We start from the raw sequence: 17246 nt of genomic DNA, 5'->3' as shown, positions 1-17246 counted from the left end.
GCCATGAGTGACAAGACAACCAATCCGATTGCCTTTGTCGCCAAGGGCACCATTCCGCCCGCACCGCCCCCGGCCAGCCAGGCCGGTGTGGTCAAGTGGGTGCGGGACAACCTGTTCTCCAGCGTTCCCAACGGGGTTCTGACCCTGGTGGCGCTGGCAGTGATCTATCTGCTGTTGCAGAAAACCGTGCCCTGGCTGGTGAACGGCGTCTGGACGACCTCCTCGCTGAACGAATGCCGCGAGGTGCTGGATGGCAGGGTCGGCGCCTGTTTCTCGGTCTTGACCGAACGCTGGCATCAGCTGCTTTACGGGTTCAAATACCCCGCTGATCAATACTGGCGCCCGAACCTGGCGCTGGTGCTTCTGCTGGTCGCCGCCGCGCCGGTGCTGTTCTTCGACCTGCCGCGCAAGCTGTTGATCTTCACCGGCCTTTACCCCTTCATCGCCTTCTGGCTGATTTGGGGCGGCACCATCATGGCGCCGATCGTTGCCCTCGTGGGTTTCGTGGCCGCTGGCGCGGTGTTCCAGATCTATGGTCGCGGATCCTTTGCCCTGGGGTTCTTCGGAGGCATTGCGACGGCATTGATCGTCTGGACGCTGGGCGGGATGCTGATCCCGGAAGGCGCTTCGGACAATGCCATGCTGCAGGCCGTGCCCTCGCGGGATCTGGGCGGCTTTATGCTGAACCTGATGCTGGGGGTGACCTGTGTGTCCCTGTCCCTGCCGCTGGGCATTGCCCTGGCGCTGGGCCGACAGTCCGACATGCCGCTGATCAAGTGGATCTGCGTGGTCTTCATCGAGTTCGTGCGGGGCGTGCCGCTGATTACGCTGCTGTTCGTGGCCTCGGTGATGCTGGCCTATTTCTTCCCGCCTGATGCCACCGTGGACCTGTTCCTGCGGGTGGTGATCATGATCACCCTCTTCTCGGCGGCCTATATCGCCGAGGTGATCCGGGGTGGTCTGGCAGCCCTGCCCAAGGGGCAGTACGAGGCGGCGGATTCGCTGGGTCTGGATTACCCGCAGGCGATGCGCCTGATCATCCTACCGCAGGCGTTGAAGATCTCGATCCCCGGTATCGTGAACGTGGCCGTGGGCCTGTTCAAGGACACCACGCTGGTTTCGGTCATCTCGATGTTCGACCTTGTGGGCATGATCCGCGGGCCGATCCTGGCTTCGACCGAATGGAACGGCGTCTACTGGGAACTCCTGGGCTTTGCGGCCTTCCTGTTCTTCATCGTCTGCTACGGCATCTCTCAATACTCGCAATGGCTGGAACGCCGCCTTGCGACCGATCATCGATAAGGAGGCCAAGACATGACTGGCACTTCACAAATGCAAGTATCCGACGAGGTTGCGATCACCATCGACGGAATGAACAAGTGGTACGGCTCCTTTCACGTGCTGCGCGACATCAACCTGACCGTCTACCAGGGCGAGCGGATCGTGATCTGCGGCCCCTCCGGTTCGGGTAAATCGACGCTGATCCGCTGCATCAACGCGCTGGAGGAACACCAGCAGGGCACGATCACCGTGGATGGGACGCTGTTGTCGTCGGATCTGAAGAATGTCGACAAGATCCGCTCCGAGGTTGGCATGTGCTTCCAGCACTTCAACCTGTTCCCGCATCTGACCATCCTGGAGAACTGCACGCTGGCGCCGATCTGGGTGCGCAAGACGCCCAAGAAGGAAGCCGAAGAACGCGCGATGCACTTCCTTGAGAAGGTCAAGATCCCGGATCAGGCCAACAAGTACCCCGGTCAGCTGTCGGGCGGTCAGCAGCAGCGTGTGGCCATCGCGCGCAGCCTGTGCATGATGCCGCGCATCATGCTGTTCGATGAACCCACATCGGCGCTCGACCCCGAGATGATCAAGGAGGTGCTCGACACCATGATCGAACTGGCCGAAGAGGGTATGACCATGCTCTGCGTGACCCATGAGATGGGCTTTGCCCGCCAGGTGGCGAACCGGGTGATCTTCATGGATGCGGGCCAGATCGTCGAACAGAACGAGCCTGAGGCCTTCTTCAACAACCCGCAGAGCGAGCGGACCCAGCTGTTCCTGAGCCAGATCCTCGGCCACTGACGCCCGGGATCACTGAGAAGAGTAATGGCCCGCCGGTATCATCCGGCGGGTCTTTTCGTTGTGTCGGGGATCAAGCGCCCAAAAGTTCGCGCGGGACGGTGAACTCCACCACCTTGCCGCTGCTCCAGGTCAGATCCGCCCAGCTGTCGATGTCAAAGCGCGCAATCAGGGTGGCGCCGGTTGGGTAGTCGTCAAAGCGCGAATGGTCGGGGGGATGGTTCACGATGGCATGGGCAAAGGCGGCGATGCCGGGATTGTGGCTCAGGATCATCGTCTTGGGGTGTGTCGCCTCGCGCAGGACCTGAAAGATGATGTCCGAGCTGGCGTGATACAGCCGCTCGGTAAAGACGGCCGGGGCCTGCAGATCCATCAGCTCATAGGTTTCCCGCGTCCGCTGCGACGAGGAGGACAGCACCTGCTGCGGCACCTGGTCGATATCCCCCAGCCAGTCTCCCAGCGCCTTGGCCGAGGCGCGCCCGCGCTTGTTCAGCGGGCGGGCGTGATCGCTGGGGGCGCTGGTATCCCAGGCGGATTTGGCGTGACGGGTCAGGATCAAGGTGCAGGTCATGTGATATGGAAATAGCTCATGTGATGGGCTGACTGTGCAGGATCGCGCTCTGCGCCCCGGCTGAGGGGGCAGGCAAGCCGGGCAAGGCAGCCGTTTGAAAGGCAAGGGACCCCGTCCGGGGCCGCCAGGTGACTGTGGCAGGCTGACAGGTCATAGGGGCCTCCGTCAATCAATGCGTGTGCCGGGCAGGCGCTCAGGCAGGGCCTCTGCGCACAGCTCTCGCAGGGAGACCGTCGCAAGCTCGGCGTTGGCGTTTCAATGTCCTGCCGCAAATGGAGCGCTCCGCGATATGAGATCAGCATGCCAACCGTATCATGGACCATCATTTGCGACGGGGATGTGAAGGCCCGCCCCGAGGCCAGCGCCCAGTTCACGAATGGCGCATAGGGTGGCCCGCCAAAGGGGTAGTGCGCCTCGGCGTCAAACCGGCGCGCAAGCCCGTCAACCACGCGGCGGGACCAGCGGTCCAGCGGATCGGGGGCGCTGTCCGCGAATTCCGGCGCAGCGGCGATGCGGCGCCATGTGGGCGTTCCCTTGAGGCCCAGCAGGATCAGCGTGCCACCCGCCAGCCCCTGAACCCGTACGCGCCCTGGATGCACGGTGCCCAAAACGTCCAGATCCGCGTCCTGTGCGGCGCTCAGTATGTCCTGGAACCGGGGGGAAGCCGTCATCGCCTGTCCTTGCTTGCAGGTGTTTTAGCCTAGCGCCGCCTTGGGATCCGGCAAAAGAAAAACCGCCCCGGGGGGCGGCATTTCTGGTCAGTCGCCATTTCGGCTTGGCTCAGGCGCGGATCATCGATCCTGCACCGTGATCGGTGAACAGCTCCAGCAGCACCGCATTGGGCACCCGCCCATCGACGATGGTACAGGCCCGCACCCCGTTGCGCACCGCCGACAGGGCGGTTTCCGTCTTGGGGATCATCCCACCCGCGATCACGCCCGATTGGGTCATCGCCTCGACATCGGCGGCCTTGAGTTCGGTCACCACCTCTCCATCGGCGTTTTTCACGCCCGAGACATCGGTCAGAAGCAACAGGCGGTCGGCATTGAGCGATTCGGCAACCGCCCCGGCGGCAGTGTCGCCATTGATATTGAAGGTCTCCCCGTCGCGGCCAGCGCCGATGGGGGCAATCACGGGGATGATCTCTTTTTCAAAGAGATGACGCAGCACCGTCGGGTTCATCTCGACCGGGGTTCCGACAAAGCCGAGGTCCGGGTTGGTGACCTCGCAGGTGATCAGGTTGGCATCCTTGCCCGACAGGCCCACGGCCATGCCGCCTTGCGCGTTGATCGCCTGCACGATGCGCTTGTTCACCAGGCCGGACAGCACCATCTCCACCACGTCCATGGTGGCCTTATCGGTCACACGCTTGCCGTTCACGAACTCCGACTGGATCTGCAGCTTCTCCAGCATCGCGTTGATCATCGGGCCGCCACCATGCACGATCACCGGGTTTACCCCGACCTGGCGCAGCAGCACCACATCGCGGGCAAAGGTCTCCATCGCCTCGTCGCTGCCCATGGCGTGACCGCCCAGCTTGATGACGACGATGGCATCGTCGTAGCGCTGCATATAGGGCAGGGCGCTGGACAAAGTCTCGGCGGTGGCAATCCAATCGCGGTTCATATCTTGTTTCTTCATTGCTGGGATCCCTTTGGCAAAGCGTGTTACGCGGTTCTGCGCCTTCTGCCAAGTGTGCCGTTGCAGCGAGGGATGGGAATGATAGGGTCGCAGCATCCATTCCATCAGGTCGGAACACAGCCCATGGGCCAGAAGACGCTTTTGCTCACCGGAGCCAGCCGTGGCATTGGTCATGCCACCGTGCGCCATTTTAATGCCGAAGGCTGGCGGGTCATCACCTGCTCACGCCAGCCCTTTCCGCGCGAATGCCCCTGGGGCGGCGGGGAGGAAAACCATGTGCAACTGGATCTGTCGGATCCCAGTGACACCATCAACGCGGTGGGGGTGATCCAGGAGCGCCTGAACGGGCGTCTCGATGCGCTGGTCAACAATGCGGGAATTTCGCCCAAGGGGCCGAACGGCGAGCGGCTGAACACGCTGGACACGGATCTGATGACCTGGGGCAAGGTGTTCCATGTGAACTTCTTTGCTTCGGTGGTGCTGGCGCGCGGGCTGAAGGATGAGCTGGCCGCCGCCAAGGGTTCGGTGGTCAACGTGACCTCGATCGCGGGCAGCCGGGTGCATCCCTTTGCAGGCGCGGCCTATGCCACCTCCAAGGCGGCCCTGGCGGCGCTGACGCGGGAAATGGCCCATGACTTCGGCCCGCTGGGGGTGCGTGTCAATGCCATCGCGCCGGGCGAGGTGGAAACGGCGATCCTGTCACCGGGTACCGAGCAGATCGTGGAAAAGCTGCCGATGCAGCGCCTGGGCCAGCCGGAAGAGGTCGCGGCCGCGATCTACTTCCTGTGCTCAGGGGGCAGTTCCTATATCTCGGGGGCCGAGATCGAGGTGAATGGCGCCCAGCATGTCTGACGGGCGCCGACCGCTTTAGTCGATACCCGCGATGATAGACCGCAAGGTGGCGATCCCGTCGCCCTTCTCCGAGGAGGTGAGGACGATTTCCGGGTAGGCTGCGGGGTGCTTCGAGAGCGCGCCGCGCACCTGATCCAGCACCTTGTCGAGATCCTTGGCCTTGACCTTGTCCGCCTTGGTCATCACGCATTGGAAGGTCACCGCGGCGCTGTCCAGAAGCGCCATGATCTCTTCATCGACCTTCTTGATGCCATGGCGGCTGTCGATCAGCACAAAGGCGCGGCGCAGGGTCTGGCGACCGCTGAGGTAGCGCTTCAGCAGCTTCTGCCATTTCTCCACCACCGCGAGGGGCGCATTGGCATAGCCATAGCCGGGAAGGTCCACGAGGTAGAGGTCGGGCCCTTGGGTGAAAAAGTTGATCTCCTGCGTCCGCCCCGGCGTGTTGGAGGCGCGCGCAAGCCCCTTGGTGCCGGTCAGCGCGTTGATCAGGCTCGATTTGCCCACGTTGGAGCGACCGGCAAAACAGACCTCGACCCGGTCAGGATCGGGCAGGCCGGACATGGCGACAACGCCTTTCAGGAATTCCGATTGCCCGGCAAAGAGCTTGCGGCCCTTTTCGGAGGACAGATCATCCGGCGCCTCGGCCAGGGGAAATTGCATTTGCATCAGAGCACCTTTACCGGATCGCCAAGACGGATATCACCGCCCCGCACGACCTCTGCATAGACCGAGAAATCCTGATGGCCAAAGGCGCCGTTCAGGGTCTTCAATGTGTCGGCGTCACGCAGGCCCGTATTCGGGTTCGCCGTCGTTGCCAGGCAGCGCCGCGTGCGCTCGCGTACCGCGAAAACCGCATCGCCGATCTGCACCTCGCGGCCCAGCCAGTCGTGTTCGGACCAGGCCTCGCCCAGATCGAACCAGATATTGCCGCGCCAGCGCAAGGGGGACAGATCCTGCCCCATCGCGGCCTCCACCGCGCGGTGGGAGGCGAGGTTGCATAAGGTCACCGAGGGAAAATCGGTATCCGTCATGCCGCGCCCCGGCACACGCAGGATCCGGGCCGAGGCTGCACGATCCTCGGGCATCAGCGGGCGCACCCAGTCCAGGAAACGGGGCAGGTCTTCGGGCGCATCGGGATTGAACGACAGCGCGCCACGCTCTGGGTAGCTCAAGGACACCGTACCTGCATCCGCATCATACTGCGCTGTGATGGCCATCAATTGCGGGGCCTTGGCGACGCGACTGAAGTTCGAGCAGGGCACCCATTCGGAGCCATCGGCCGATGACGCCTCATGGGCTACCGCCCAAACGCGATCGCCGGGCATGGTCTGCCCGGCGGTCAGCTTGACGCTCTCCAGCGCCTCCCGTCCATGTGATTTGATCGGGTGGCGCCAGATTTCAGTGACGGTCTGCGTCATTTCTCATCCGCTTTTGGGCCACGCTTCAGGCTTGATTTGATGTTGCCAAAAACGTCGGGCTTATAGCCGTGGCTGCGCATGATCAGATACTGCTGGGTAAAGGTGATGGTGTTGTTCGCGATCCAGTAGACCACCAGACCGGAGGCAAAACCGCCCAGCATGAACATGAAGACCCAAGGCATCCAGGCAAAGATCATCTTTTGCGTCGGATCGGTGGGCGCGGGGTTCAGCTTTTGCTGCAGCCACATGGAGACCCCCAAGAGGATCGGCAGGATGCCGATGAAGACGGTTGCCAGCAGGCTGCCCGGCTCGGGGCCAGACAGGGGCAGCAGGCCAAAGAGGTTCATGAAAGAGGTCGGGTCCGGCGCGCTCAGATCCTGGAACGGACCGAAGAAGGCCGCGTGACGCAGCTCCAGCGTGACGAAGATCACCTTGTAGAGCGAGAAGAAGATCGGGATCTGGATCAGGATCGGCAGACAGCCCGCGGCGGGGTTGACCTTCTCCTTCTTGTAAAGCTCCATCATCTCCTTCTGAAGCTTCTGGCGGTCGTCGCCTGCACGCTCCTTCAGTTTCTCCATCTCCGGCTGCAGTTCCTTCATCTTCGCCATCGAGGCGTAGGATTTATAGGCCAGCGGGAAGACGAGGATCTTGATGAAGATGGTCAGGCCGATGATGGCCCAGCCCATGTTGCCGATCATCGCGTTGAGCCAGTGCAGAACCGCAAAGATCGGTTTGGTCAGGAAGAAGAACCAGCCCCAGTCGATGCTGTCCAGGAAGCCTTCGATCCCGTCCTTCTGGTAGCCGCGGATGGTGGCCCATTCCTTGGCGCCGGAGAACAGCATGGTGGTGACTTCGGCGGACTGACCATCGGCCAGCGTCTGCGTCGGCAGCACGATGTCGGTCTGGTAGATCTCGCGGCGCTCGTCATATTTTGCGATGGAGCGGAAGCCCTGACCGGGTGCGGGCACCAGCGTCGACATCCAGTAGTGGTCGGTGAAGCCGATCCAGCCGTTGGTTTCGATCTGCTTGATCTGCGCACGGGATCCGTCGCGGGGATCGGGCTCGAAATCCACCATGTCGTCATAGTCGATCTCGGCCAGCTCGCCATCGGCCATGCCGACGACGCCTTCATGCAGGATGAAGAAGTTCTTCAGACTGGACGGTTCGCCATGGCGCGCCAGCGTTCCATAGGGGGCAAGCGCCACGGTGGCGCCGCTGGCGTTCTGAACCGACTGGGTGACGGAAAACAGGTAATCCTCATCCACCGAAATGGTCCGGGCGAAGGTCAGGCCCTTGCCGTTGTCCCAGGTCAGGGTGACGGGGCTGTCCGGCGTCAGGGTCTGGCCCTCATCTGCAGACCAGATGGTATTGGCGCCCGGCACGTCATCAAAGCCAAGCCCGGTGCCCGGTGCCCAGCCGTAAAGCGCATAGAAGGCTTCCGGTTCCCCCACGGGGGACAGGATGTGAACGATATCCGCATTCTCTTCCAGCGAGACCCGGTAGTCCTTCAGCGCCAGGTCGTCGATGCGCCCACCCTGGAGCGAAATGCTGCCGGCCAGGCGGGGGGTGTCGATCGCAAGGCGTGCGGCACGTGGGGCCGTGGCCTCTTCGCTCGCCTGCGCGGGGACGGTGTTGTCGCCTTGCGCGATACCTGCCGCGGGGGCGGCAGCGCTGGCGGGCGCGGTCTCAGTTGCGACCGGTTCCGGCGTCTGCTCCGGCTCGGGCGGCGGGAAGAAACTGTACCAACCCAGAATCACCAGGAAGCTGAGCGCTGTTGCGAGAATGAGATTCTTGTTCTGATCGTCCATTGGGGACCGCCACCTCGTGCATGGAATGACAGGGTGTGGTTCAACAGGGGTGGACCCCAAAGGTCAAGTGGAATCGGGAAAATCGGCGGCGTCATAGCGCCGCCGACGCGGGGATTCACCCAGATTTCCTGTGGATCAGGGGTTTTGGCGTCCGATCACCGGGGCGTCCTGCAGTTTTGCCTGATGCGCGGTGATCCAGTCCAGGGTCTGCTCAAAGGGCATCGGTCGCCCGATCCCGAAGCCCTGAACGTGATCGCAACCCAGTTGCGACAGGAGCGCATGTTCGCCCACGGTCTCTACACCTTCGGCCAGGGTTTCCAGCTCCAGCCGCTCGGCCATGGTCAGGATCGCTGCGATCAGCTTTTGCTGTTCGGGGTCGCGGTCCGATTTCATCACGAAGGAACGGTCGATCTTGATCCGCGAGATATTGAAGCGCCGCACTGCCGAGATCGAGGCATGGCCGGTGCCAAAGTCGTCCAGTTCGATGCGGCATCCCATGGCGCTGAGCGCGGCGATATTGCGGGTCACCACATCGTCGGGCTGGTCGGTCATCACGGTTTCCAGTACCTCCACCGACAGGCGGTCGGGGGCAAGGTCAAATCGCTCGAGCTCCCAGCGGATATTGTCGGCGAGACCGGGGTTGCGCAGTTCTTGGGTGGCAAAGTTCACGCCAACCGAGGGGACTTCGACGCCCGCCGCATCCCAGGCCTTGATCGCGGTCAGCGAGTGAAACAGCATGACCTGGCTCAGCCGCTCCATCAGCCCGGCTTCTTCCAGCGCAGGCATGAAGCTGTTCGGCGGGATCAGCCCGCGTACCGGGTGCATCCAGCGGGCCAGCGCCTCGAACCCCGACACGCGGCCGGTATCGGTCGAGATCTGCGGCTGGAACCAGGGCACGATCTGGCCGCTTTCCAGGGCCTCTGCCGCCTCGTCGCGCAGATTGCAGCGCGCCTTGTTGCGGTGATAGATATCGGCCGAATAGACCCGGATACCCGAAGGACCGTTCTGCTGTGCATCGGCCAGCGCGGTTGCGGCGGCAGCGGTCCAATCTGCAGGTTTGGCACCGGGGGCGCGGCTGCGCAGGCAGAAGCCGATGGAGCAGGACACGTAGACAGAGGTGCCGTCGAGCGAAATCGGCTCTTCCACGGCGGATTGCATGCGGCCGGACAGCTGCACGCAGGATTCCAGATCAAGCTGCAACACCGGTGTCAGGCAGATCCCGAACTTGCTGTCGCCGATCCGCGCCACGGTGTCCTTGTTGCGCAGGGTGCTGGCAATGCGATCACCGCAGCGCTGAATGATCTGATCCCCGGCTTCCTGGCCGTAGCGATCCACCAGATCCTTGAAATCGTCGATTTCGACCAGGTAGAGAACCGAGCGCAACCCGGTATCGGCGGTGTCCTCGAACACCTGGGAGACCTCATGTTCAAAGCCTTCGCGCAGGATCATGCCGGTGATGCTGTCGCGGGGCGTGCCGAGGCTGCGGGAGCGATCAAAGCCACCAAGTGCGGCAAACAGGACCGGAAGACCCAAGGCAACCCAGAGCAGGGCCGCTTCACCGCCAAGCCAGAAGGTCGCAAGCGTCAACGCAGGGAGAAAGGCCAGCACGGGAGGCGTAAACAGCGCCGGTGCAATCTTTCTCCGCATACGGGCCAGCAGACCTGAGTGGATATTGGGCATGAGCAGACCTTTCACCTTCAGCACGGGTGTGCAGGCTGAGATTAGGGGCTGCTTCTGACCGCGGAGTTAACGCAGCAAGGGAATTTCGTCGGATTCTGCGGTTTCACGGGGGTTTTTCAGGTCCAACCCCGCAAAATCGAACAGCTTCGGGTCCAGAAGGTGGGAGGGGCGGGCATTCATCAGCGCCCGGAACATCACCTGACGGCGACCGGGGCTGTTTGATTCCCACTGGTCGAGGATCTGTTTCACCTGCTGGCGCTGCAGGCCATCCTGGCTGCCGCAAAGATCGCAGGGAATGATCGGGTAATTCATTGCTTTCGCGAACTTTTCACAATCGGCTTCGGCCACATGGGCAAGCGGGCGAAACACGAAGAGATCTCCCTCTTCATTGACCAGCTTGGGCGGCATGGTCGCGAGGCGGCCGCCGTGGAACAGGTTCATGAAAAAGGTTTCCAGAATGTCGTCGCGGTGGTGTCCCAGTACCACAGCCGAGCAGCCTTCCTCGCGGGCAATCCGGTAGAGGTTGCCGCGTCGCAGACGGGAACAGAGCGCACAATAGGTGCGCCCCTGCGGCACTTTGTCGACGACGATACTGTAGGTGTCCTGGTATTCGATCCGGTGCGGTACCCCCATCTTTTCCAGGAATTCCGGCAGCACGGTTGCCGGAAACCCCGGCTGGCCCTGATCCAGGTTGCAGGCCAGAAGGTCCACCGGCAACAGCCCGCGCCACTTCAGCTCGTAAAGAACCGCCAGCAGCGTGTAGCTGTCCTTGCCGCCCGACAGGCAGACCAGCCAGCGCGGTGTGCTGCCATCGGCGCGACGCTCCACCATACCGTATTGGTCAATCGCCTCGCGCGCGTAGCGCACGATGCGCTTGCGCAGCTTCTTGAACTCGGTGGTGGATGGGGCACCGGCAAACAGCGGGTGGATTTCGTCAAGATCAGTGTCCAGCATGATGGCCCCCTAGCCTGTGAAGGTGGTTTTGCCAAGGAAAAAGCAAGCGTGAGTGCACCGCAGGCTCGGCCGCACGTTAAAATTGTGCTACCCTATGCGCATTTTCAGGGAGAATGATTGATGGATTATTTGCTTTCGGTGCGCGGACGCAATGGCGATGCCTATTCAAATGCCCTTGGCGGCGTCAAATATCTGGCGGTGCCTGCGGGTGCAGACAAGCTGCATCGCGATCACGAGATCAGGTCCGCAGCCTGGATGGCTGCGGTGCAGGAGAGTGCGGGGGCCATCCGCAACGACGCGGGGGAGCTGGTTGAAAAGGGGCATATCGTCGTCTTCGTACACGGGTTCAATACCGATCAATTCGACATGCTGGAGCGTCACCGGAAAATCCGGGCCGGGCTGGAAGCGCATGGGTTTCAAGGGACATTGATCAGCTATGATTGGCCGAGCGACGGATCGGTCCTGGGCTATTGCTCGGACCGCCGCGATGCGCGCCTTGCAGCGGACAAGTTGTTCACCCATGGGATCAGGCCGCTGTCGCGACTGCAGCGGCCCGATTGCGCCTACAACATCCATGCGCTGGCCCATTCGATGGGCTGCTTCCTGTTGCGGGAGGCGTTTGACTATGCCGATGACGATCACGCCACGGCGCAGAACGCCTGGATTGTCAGCCAGGTCGCGATGGTGGCGGCCGATATCTCGCAGAAATCGATGAAAACGGGCAGCCCGTCGACCTCGTCCCTGTTCCGCAGATCCGTCAGGATCACCAGCTATTTCAGCCCGTTCGACGATGTGCTGTCGATTTCCGAGGTCAAACGCGTGGGCCTGTCCCGACGTCTGGGGCGGGTGGGGCTTCCCGAGGATACGCCGGACAAGGCCGTGAACCTTTATTGTGGCGAGTATTACAAGGTGAACCGCGACGATTTCGGAGAGGATCCGGGCATTGCCCATCGCTGGCATTTCGACAGCCCTCGGTTCTACGAGGATCTCTATCATACCTTGTTGGGCAAGCTGGACCGGCATGTGATCCCGACCCGCGCGCCCACCACCTCGGGAGGTTTGGCGCTGTGGTAAGGAGATGGCGGACTGGTGCTGCGTATCAGGTCTTGCTGTCGTGCTCGGGATCACTGCCCGGCACCGGGTCATAGCCATCGCCGCCCAAGGGGTGGCATCGCCCGATTCGGCGCAGCGTCAGCCAGCCGCCCTTGATGGCGCCGTGTTTTTCCAGCGCTTCCAGCGCATAGGCCGAACAGGTGGGCTGATAACGGCAGTTGTGCCCAACCCAGGGGCTGAACAGCAGCCGATAGGCGCGCACGGGCAGGGCAAGGAGGCGGGCAAAGGGCGACATGACGCTTAGATAGGTGTGGCGCTGGCAGAGCAAAAGCCCGCGCGGCGCCGCTTAGCCGTGAATTTTCCGCAGCGCGTAGATCAGATCACGTTTCAGCTCTTCGAACGGGCGCTGGGCGGTATCTTCGGCGCGGCCGATCAGCACGTAGTCCCAGCCGGGGCGGCCATGGGTGGGCAGCACCATCCGGGCCACTTCGCGCAGGCGGCGTTTGGCACGGTTGCGGGCGACCGCATTTCCGACCTTCTTGGAACAGGTGAAGCCGACGCGAATCCCGCCTTCATCACGGCGATTGCTGCCCTGCACCATCATGCCCTTGCTGCCCTGGCGGCGTGCGCGGGCGGCCGCAAGGAAGTCGCGGCGCTTGGTCAGAACCTTGATGTCGGGGAGGGAGCCGGATTGATCCGGGCAAACGGAAACCGCCGAAGGCATATCCCTCTTGTCGGCAGAACCAACATTGGGGGCCTTCGGCGGTGTCATTCCGTCAACGCGAGCTTGTGTGGCGCTATTATGCGCTCAGCTCTTTGCGACCGCGTGCGCGGCGTGCGTTCAGGATCTTGCGGCCTGCTTTGGTGGCCATGCGCGCACGGAAGCCGTGGCGGCGTTTGCGAACCAGGTTCGAAGGCTGATAGGTGCGTTTCATCGCTCCGGTCTCCACATCATGTCATCGGGCGCGGCGCGGAATCGCCTGCCGGGGTCAAATCTCGAAGCCCGGTCTTTAGGAGGGATCGGGCGGCAAGTCAAACCCATTGGCCGGGTTTTTCGCGGCTTTTCGCACCCGATTGCAATATTTATGTCAAAAAAGCCTCCGGGCATAGCCCGCGCCGGGCGGCGGTGGCACAGAATATTTCAGAACAGCGGCGCCAATGGCGGAAAACCTCACAAAAACGATGCCCGGTGATCAAGCGGGCGTGAACTGCTATGCCTCGGACGTGCACAGGCGCCATATTGGCCCTATGAAACGAGACGAGACAACAAGGGCAAGGCCATGAGCAACGACAATGATCCACAAACCGGCGTGCAGAAGACCGGCCTGGCCCGGCATTTGCCCCTGATCCTTGTGGTCATCGTTGCCGTCATCGGTGCGGCGACGCTGAAAGACTATGTGACCTTTGACACGCTGCGCGACAATCGCGAGGCGCTGCTGGGGTTCCGTGATCAGAACTTGCTGGGCCTCGCTGCAGCCTTTGCCGTCATCTACATCGTGATGGTCGTCTTCTCGCTGCCGGGGGCCGCGGTTGCCTCGGTGACCGGGGGCTTCCTCTTTGGTCTCGCCACGGGCACCGCGCTGAATGTCGTCTCGGCCACCATCGGAGCGGCTGGGATCTTCCTGGCGGCGCGCTGGGGATTGGGAGAGATGCTCTCGGCCCGGTTCGAGGCCGCCGAAGGCCGGGTGCAGATGCTGAAGAACGCGCTGCGCCAGAACGAGGTCGAAGTGCTGTTGCTGTTGCGGTTGGTGCCTGCGGTGCCGTTCTTCGTGGCGAATCTGCTGCCCGCCATGGTGGGGGTGAAGTTCGGCAACTTCCTGTGGACCACTGCGGTGGGGATCATTCCGGGCGCCATCGTCTTTACCTGGATCGGCGTCGGCGTCGGCGCGGTCTTTGATCGCGGCGAAGACCCGGACCTGTCGCTGCTGTGGGAGCCGCATGTGATCGGCCCGATTTTGGGCCTCTGCGTGCTGGCCGCCATGCCGATCATCGTGAAATCCCTGCGCGGCAAACCGCCTCGCAACACGCCGGAGGCCTGATCATGAGCCGTATCACATGTGATCTTCTGGTGATCGGCGCCGGGTCCGGGGGGCTGTCCGTCGCCGCCGGGGCCAGCCAGATGGGGGCTGATGTGGTCCTGCTGGAAGGGCACAAGATGGGTGGCGATTGCCTGAACTATGGCTGCGTGCCCTCCAAGGCGCTCTTGGCCAGTGGTAAGGCGGCCTATGGTCAGGCGCAGTCCAGCGCCTTTGGAGTTGCCGATCAGCTGCCGCAGGTGGACTACGCGGCCGCCAAAGATCACGTGCGCGACGTCATCGAAACCATTGCTCCGGTGGACAGCCAGGAGCGGTTCGAGGGCTTCGGCGTGCGGGTGATCCGGGAATTCGGCCGGTTCATCTCTCCGCGCGAAGTGGAAGCGGGCGACCATGTTATCAAAGCGCGGAGGGTGGTGATCGCAACGGGATCCGCGCCGCTGGTGCCGCCGATTCCCGGCCTCGATCAGGTGCCTTATGAGACAAACGAAACCCTGTTCGACCTGCGCGAGCGCCCGGATCATCTGCTGATCATTGGCGGTGGTCCCATCGGCATGGAGATGGCGCAGGCCCATGTGCGGCTCGGCTGCAAGGTCACCGTGATTGAAGGCGGCGCCGCGCTGGGCCGGGATGATCCCGAAGCCGCCAAGGTCGTGCTGGATCATCTGCGCGGCGAAGGTGTCGAGATTGCCGAGCAGGCCCTTGCCGCCGAGGTGCGCGGGCAGGCGGGTGCGCTTGAGGTGGAAACCAGGGATGGGCGCCTCTTCAAGGGGACGCATCTTCTGGTCGCGGTCGGGCGCAAGGCCAACGTAGAACGCTTGGATCTCACGAAGGCCGGGATCGACCGGACCAAGACCGGCATCAAGGTCGATGACAGCCTGCGCACCACCAATCGCAGGGTCTATGCCATTGGCGATGTGGCGGGCGGGCTGCAGTTCACCCATGTGGCGGGCTATCATGCCGGGGTGATTATCCGCTCCAGCCTGTTTGGCCTACCGTCAAAGGCCAGGACCGCCCATATCCCCCGCGCCACCTATACCGATCCGGAACTGGCACAGGTCGGCCTGAGCGAGGCCGAAGCGCGCGCGCAACATGGCGAACGGCTTGAGGTCACGCGGTTCGATTTCAGCCACAACGACCGCGCCCTGGCCGAGCGCAAGGCCAAGGGGTTCATCAAGGTGATGGTGCTCAAGGGGCGCCCTGTCGGGGTGACAATCGTGGGCCATCAAGCGGGGGAGCTGATCAATCTTTGGTCCCTGGTTCTGGCCAATAGGATGAAGATGAGCCAGGTCGCGGCGATGGTCCCGCCCTATCCGACGATCGGAGAGGTTAACAAACGGGCGGCCGGTGCCTATTTCTCTCCCCGTCTATTTGATAATCCCAAGGTTGAACGCGTGGTCCGGTTCGTGCAACGCTGGATCCCCTAGTCCGAAAGGGGCGCAATGCTGAATACGCTGTCGGGCAGATTCCTGGTTCTGACCACGATTTTCGTGATGCTGGCCGAAGTCATGATCTTTGTGCCCTCCGTCTCCCGTTTCCGCCTCGATTACCTGGCGGACCGGCTGGAGCGGGCGCAGATCGCCTCGCTTGCGCTACTGGCCGACGATATGCTGGAGACGGAATTGGAGGCCGAGCTGCTGGAGAATGCCGGGGTCTTCAACGTGGTTCTGCGCCGGGATGAAATGCGGCAGCTGGTGCTGTCTTCCCCGATTCCGCAGCCCATCGAGGCCACCTTCGATCTGCGCATGGCGGGGCCGTTTACCCTGATTGCCGATGCGATGAAACGCATGGTGACACCGGGCAACCGCATCATCCGTGTGATCGGCGCGCCGGTGCGCGAGGCGGGGTTGCTGATCGAGATCACCATGGAGACGGCCCCCTTGCGCGCGGCGATGATCGATTATGGCCTGCGCATCCTGGTGCTGTCGGCGGTGATCTCGGTCTTCACGGCGCTGCTCTTGTTCATGGCGGTGCGGGTGTTCCTGGTGCGCCCGATCAAGGGGGTCGTGGGCTATATGCAGCGCTATGCAGCCGCGCCCGAGGATGCCCGTGGTATCATCCAGCCCAATGCCGGCGTGACCGAGCTGCGCGAGGCCGAAGAGGCGCTGATGCAGCTGCAGACCGAATTGACTCATGCGCTGAAGCAAAAGGAACGGCTGGCGCAGCTTGGGGGCGCCGTGGCCAAGGTCAGCCACGATCTGCGCAATATCCTGACTTCGGCGCAGTTGTTCACCGACCGCATTGAAACCAGCGAGGATCCCCTGGTGCGCAGGCTGGCGCCCAAGCTGGTGAACTCGATCACCCGCGCGGTGTCCTTGTGCGAGGGCACCCTTGCCTTTGGCCGCGCCGAAGAACCGGCGCCGACCTTTTCCAGGGTGGCTCTGCATGAAATCGCGAGCGATGTGGCCGAAAGTGAAACACTGGCCGCCAGTGGAACCGAGGTTGAAATCGCGGCTGCGGTTCCAAGCGACATGATGGTGCGTGCCGATCACGAGCAGCTGTTCCGGATCGTGATGAACCTGGTTCGCAACGCGCGCCAGGCCATTGCGGCCACCGGTAAGCCGGGGCTGATCACCATCACCGCGCGCGACGAGGAGGAATCCTGGCTGATCCGAATCGAGGATACCGGGCCGGGCCTGCCCAAGAAGGCGCAGGACAATCTCTTTACGCCCTTTCAGGGCGGGGCGCGCAAGGGGGGCAGCGGCCTTGGCCTTGCCATTGCCCAGGAGCTGGCGCGCGGCCATGGCGGTGCGGTCTACATGCGGCAAACCGGGCCGTCGGGCACGGTTTTCGAGATCTGCCTGCCAAAAGGTGACGGCACCTATATGGGAACTTCTTCACCGCGCCGGGCGGCTGTGAACTAAATTCGTTTTTGGGGTTGCGCGTCTCACCGGGTAGGATTAAACCCCGCCTCCAGTGGACCGATAGCTCAGCTGGATAGAGTACTTGACTACGAATCAAGGGGTCGGGGGTTCGAATCCTCCTCGGTCCGCCACTACACGAACCGCCGGTCGCGGCAGGTTCGGATAGGCCAGGTGGCACGCGAAATGCAGGCCACGCCGGGAGCCTTAATCCCGCAGCAGTGGACCGATAGCTCAGCTGGATAGAGTACTTGACTACGAATCAAGGGGTCGGGGGTTCGAATCCTCCTCGGTCC

General features: G+C 62.6%; 18 protein-coding genes and 2 tRNA genes. 9 read left to right on the top strand and 11 right to left on the bottom strand.

Annotated features, from left to right (window positions below):
- The first annotated feature begins 3 nt into the window (after positions 1 to 3).
- Both PXK01_RS18170 and PXK01_RS18165 read left to right on the top strand, forming a co-directional pair.
- A complete protein-coding gene (locus tag PXK01_RS18170; protein ID WP_274849451.1) occupies positions 4 to 1302 on the top strand; it encodes an amino acid ABC transporter permease in 1299 nt (432 codons plus the stop codon).
- Positions 1303 to 1332: 30 nt separating this feature from the next.
- Positions 1333 to 2082 (top strand): amino acid ABC transporter ATP-binding protein, encoded by a 750-nt coding sequence (locus tag PXK01_RS18165; RefSeq protein WP_446728391.1) that lies wholly within the window; start codon positions 1333 to 1335, stop codon positions 2080 to 2082.
- Between the two features lie 70 nt (positions 2083 to 2152).
- Here the strand turns inward: PXK01_RS18165 and PXK01_RS18160 are convergent, their stop codons facing one another.
- The 3 genes from PXK01_RS18160 to argB all read right to left on the bottom strand — a co-directional run bounded on the left by PXK01_RS18160 (position 2153) and on the right by argB (position 4291).
- Entirely contained in the window at positions 2153 to 2650 is a 498-nt protein-coding gene (locus PXK01_RS18160; protein ID WP_274849453.1) for a SixA phosphatase family protein, read from the bottom strand.
- Positions 2647 to 3321: a ferredoxin gene (locus PXK01_RS18155; RefSeq protein ID WP_274861173.1), complete on the bottom strand. Its 675-nt coding sequence runs from the start codon at positions 3319 to 3321 to the stop codon at positions 2647 to 2649. Before PXK01_RS18155 ends, PXK01_RS18160 begins: the two co-directional genes overlap by 4 nt.
- 109 nt (positions 3322 to 3430) lie before the next feature.
- The gene (argB, locus tag PXK01_RS18150; protein WP_274849455.1) at positions 3431 to 4291 is read right to left on the bottom strand and encodes an acetylglutamate kinase; all 861 of its coding nucleotides are present in this window, start codon (positions 4289 to 4291) and stop codon (positions 3431 to 3433) included.
- 123 nt (positions 4292 to 4414) lie between these two features.
- Here argB and PXK01_RS18145 point away from each other — a divergent pair, with 123 nt between their 5' ends.
- Positions 4415 to 5143 carry an SDR family NAD(P)-dependent oxidoreductase gene (locus PXK01_RS18145; protein ID WP_274849456.1) on the top strand — a complete coding sequence of 243 codons (729 nt, stop codon included), beginning with the start codon at positions 4415 to 4417 and terminating at the stop codon, positions 5141 to 5143.
- Between the two features lie 15 nt (positions 5144 to 5158).
- On the opposite strand, the gene yihA is transcribed toward PXK01_RS18145, so the two are convergent.
- The 5 genes from yihA to ttcA all read right to left on the bottom strand — a co-directional run bounded on the left by yihA (position 5159) and on the right by ttcA (position 11003).
- Entirely contained in the window at positions 5159 to 5809 is a 651-nt protein-coding gene (yihA, locus tag PXK01_RS18140; RefSeq protein WP_274861172.1) for a ribosome biogenesis GTP-binding protein YihA/YsxC, read from the bottom strand.
- Complete coding sequence (locus tag PXK01_RS18135; RefSeq protein WP_274861171.1) at positions 5809 to 6561, bottom strand: MOSC domain-containing protein; 753 nt, start codon at positions 6559 to 6561, stop codon at positions 5809 to 5811. The genes yihA and PXK01_RS18135 overlap by 1 nt, the downstream gene beginning before the upstream one ends.
- A complete protein-coding gene (gene yidC / locus PXK01_RS18130; RefSeq protein ID WP_274861170.1) occupies positions 6558 to 8369 on the bottom strand; it encodes a membrane protein insertase YidC in 1812 nt (603 codons plus the stop codon). Before yidC ends, PXK01_RS18135 begins: the two co-directional genes overlap by 4 nt.
- 135 nt (positions 8370 to 8504) lie before the next feature.
- On the bottom strand, positions 8505 to 10049 hold the full coding sequence (locus PXK01_RS18125; RefSeq protein WP_274861169.1) for a putative bifunctional diguanylate cyclase/phosphodiesterase: 1545 nt from the start codon (positions 10047 to 10049) through the stop codon (positions 8505 to 8507).
- A 66-nt stretch (positions 10050 to 10115) separates the two neighbouring features.
- On the bottom strand, positions 10116 to 11003 hold the full coding sequence (ttcA, locus tag PXK01_RS18120; RefSeq protein WP_274849461.1) for a tRNA 2-thiocytidine(32) synthetase TtcA: 888 nt from the start codon (positions 11001 to 11003) through the stop codon (positions 10116 to 10118).
- Positions 11004 to 11123: 120 nt separating this feature from the next.
- Between ttcA and PXK01_RS18115 the strand changes: the two genes are divergently transcribed.
- Positions 11124 to 12077 (top strand): alpha/beta fold hydrolase, encoded by a 954-nt coding sequence (locus PXK01_RS18115; RefSeq protein WP_274849462.1) that lies wholly within the window; start codon positions 11124 to 11126, stop codon positions 12075 to 12077.
- Between the two features lie 25 nt (positions 12078 to 12102).
- Here the strand turns inward: PXK01_RS18115 and yidD are convergent, their stop codons facing one another.
- Genes yidD through rpmH form a run of 3 tightly spaced genes read right to left on the bottom strand, consistent with a single transcriptional unit; the run spans position 12103 to position 12991 of the window.
- Entirely contained in the window at positions 12103 to 12351 is a 249-nt protein-coding gene (gene yidD, locus PXK01_RS18110; RefSeq protein ID WP_274849463.1) for a membrane protein insertion efficiency factor YidD, read from the bottom strand.
- A gap of 51 nt (positions 12352 to 12402) precedes the next feature.
- The gene (gene rnpA / locus PXK01_RS18105; RefSeq protein ID WP_274849464.1) at positions 12403 to 12828 is read right to left on the bottom strand and encodes a ribonuclease P protein component; all 426 of its coding nucleotides are present in this window, start codon (positions 12826 to 12828) and stop codon (positions 12403 to 12405) included.
- A 28-nt stretch (positions 12829 to 12856) separates the two neighbouring features.
- The gene (gene rpmH, locus PXK01_RS18100; protein ID WP_008554144.1) at positions 12857 to 12991 is read right to left on the bottom strand and encodes a 50S ribosomal protein L34; all 135 of its coding nucleotides are present in this window, start codon (positions 12989 to 12991) and stop codon (positions 12857 to 12859) included.
- 345 nt (positions 12992 to 13336) lie between these two features.
- Between rpmH and PXK01_RS18095 the strand changes: the two genes are divergently transcribed.
- The 5 genes from PXK01_RS18095 to PXK01_RS18075 all read left to right on the top strand — a co-directional run bounded on the left by PXK01_RS18095 (position 13337) and on the right by PXK01_RS18075 (position 17246).
- Positions 13337 to 14095: a TVP38/TMEM64 family protein gene (locus tag PXK01_RS18095; protein WP_274861167.1), complete on the top strand. Its 759-nt coding sequence runs from the start codon at positions 13337 to 13339 to the stop codon at positions 14093 to 14095.
- A 2-nt stretch (positions 14096 to 14097) separates the two neighbouring features.
- Complete coding sequence (locus PXK01_RS18090) at positions 14098 to 15516, top strand: dihydrolipoyl dehydrogenase family protein (RefSeq protein WP_274861166.1); 1419 nt, start codon at positions 14098 to 14100, stop codon at positions 15514 to 15516.
- 15 nt (positions 15517 to 15531) lie between these two features.
- Positions 15532 to 16953 carry a sensor histidine kinase gene (locus PXK01_RS18085; protein WP_274861165.1) on the top strand — a complete coding sequence of 474 codons (1422 nt, stop codon included), beginning with the start codon at positions 15532 to 15534 and terminating at the stop codon, positions 16951 to 16953.
- 54 nt (positions 16954 to 17007) lie between these two features.
- Positions 17008 to 17084: transfer RNA gene (locus PXK01_RS18080), tRNA-Arg, on the top strand.
- 89 nt (positions 17085 to 17173) lie between these two features.
- Positions 17174 to 17246 (top strand) — tRNA-Arg (locus PXK01_RS18075).

Source organism: Phaeobacter sp. PT47_59 (assembly GCF_028890025.1).
Taxonomy (GTDB): Bacteria; Pseudomonadota; Alphaproteobacteria; order Rhodobacterales; family Rhodobacteraceae; genus Phycobacter.
This window is presented reverse-complemented; position numbering and strand designations above follow the sequence as displayed.

Bases quoted from the DNA above. Each gene is read 5' to 3' on its own strand.
- PXK01_RS18170 (WP_274849451.1), top strand. From the start codon at position 4: ATGAGTGACAAGACAACCAATCCGATTGCCTTTGTCGCCAAGGGCACC.
- PXK01_RS18165 (WP_446728391.1), top strand. From the start codon at position 1,333: ATGCAAGTATCCGACGAGGTTGCGATCACCATCGACGGAATGAACAAG.
- PXK01_RS18160 (WP_274849453.1), bottom strand. From the start codon at position 2,650: ATGACCTGCACCTTGATCCTGACCCGTCACGCCAAATCCGCCTGGGAT.
- PXK01_RS18155 (WP_274861173.1), bottom strand. From the start codon at position 3,321: ATGACGGCTTCCCCCCGGTTCCAGGACATACTGAGCGCCGCACAGGAC.
- argB (WP_274849455.1), bottom strand. From the start codon at position 4,291: ATGAAGAAACAAGATATGAACCGCGATTGGATTGCCACCGCCGAGACT.
- PXK01_RS18145 (WP_274849456.1), top strand. From the start codon at position 4,415: ATGGGCCAGAAGACGCTTTTGCTCACCGGAGCCAGCCGTGGCATTGGT.
- yihA (WP_274861172.1), bottom strand. From the start codon at position 5,809: ATGCAAATGCAATTTCCCCTGGCCGAGGCGCCGGATGATCTGTCCTCC.
- PXK01_RS18135 (WP_274861171.1), bottom strand. From the start codon at position 6,561: ATGACGCAGACCGTCACTGAAATCTGGCGCCACCCGATCAAATCACAT.
- yidC (WP_274861170.1), bottom strand. From the start codon at position 8,369: ATGGACGATCAGAACAAGAATCTCATTCTCGCAACAGCGCTCAGCTTC.
- PXK01_RS18125 (WP_274861169.1), bottom strand. From the start codon at position 10,049: ATGCCCAATATCCACTCAGGTCTGCTGGCCCGTATGCGGAGAAAGATT.
- ttcA (WP_274849461.1), bottom strand. From the start codon at position 11,003: ATGCTGGACACTGATCTTGACGAAATCCACCCGCTGTTTGCCGGTGCC.
- PXK01_RS18115 (WP_274849462.1), top strand. From the start codon at position 11,124: ATGGATTATTTGCTTTCGGTGCGCGGACGCAATGGCGATGCCTATTCA.
- yidD (WP_274849463.1), bottom strand. From the start codon at position 12,351: ATGTCGCCCTTTGCCCGCCTCCTTGCCCTGCCCGTGCGCGCCTATCGG.
- rnpA (WP_274849464.1), bottom strand. From the start codon at position 12,828: ATGACACCGCCGAAGGCCCCCAATGTTGGTTCTGCCGACAAGAGGGAT.
- rpmH (WP_008554144.1), bottom strand. From the start codon at position 12,991: ATGAAACGCACCTATCAGCCTTCGAACCTGGTTCGCAAACGCCGCCAC.
- PXK01_RS18095 (WP_274861167.1), top strand. From the start codon at position 13,337: ATGAGCAACGACAATGATCCACAAACCGGCGTGCAGAAGACCGGCCTG.
- PXK01_RS18090 (WP_274861166.1), top strand. From the start codon at position 14,098: ATGAGCCGTATCACATGTGATCTTCTGGTGATCGGCGCCGGGTCCGGG.
- PXK01_RS18085 (WP_274861165.1), top strand. From the start codon at position 15,532: ATGCTGAATACGCTGTCGGGCAGATTCCTGGTTCTGACCACGATTTTC.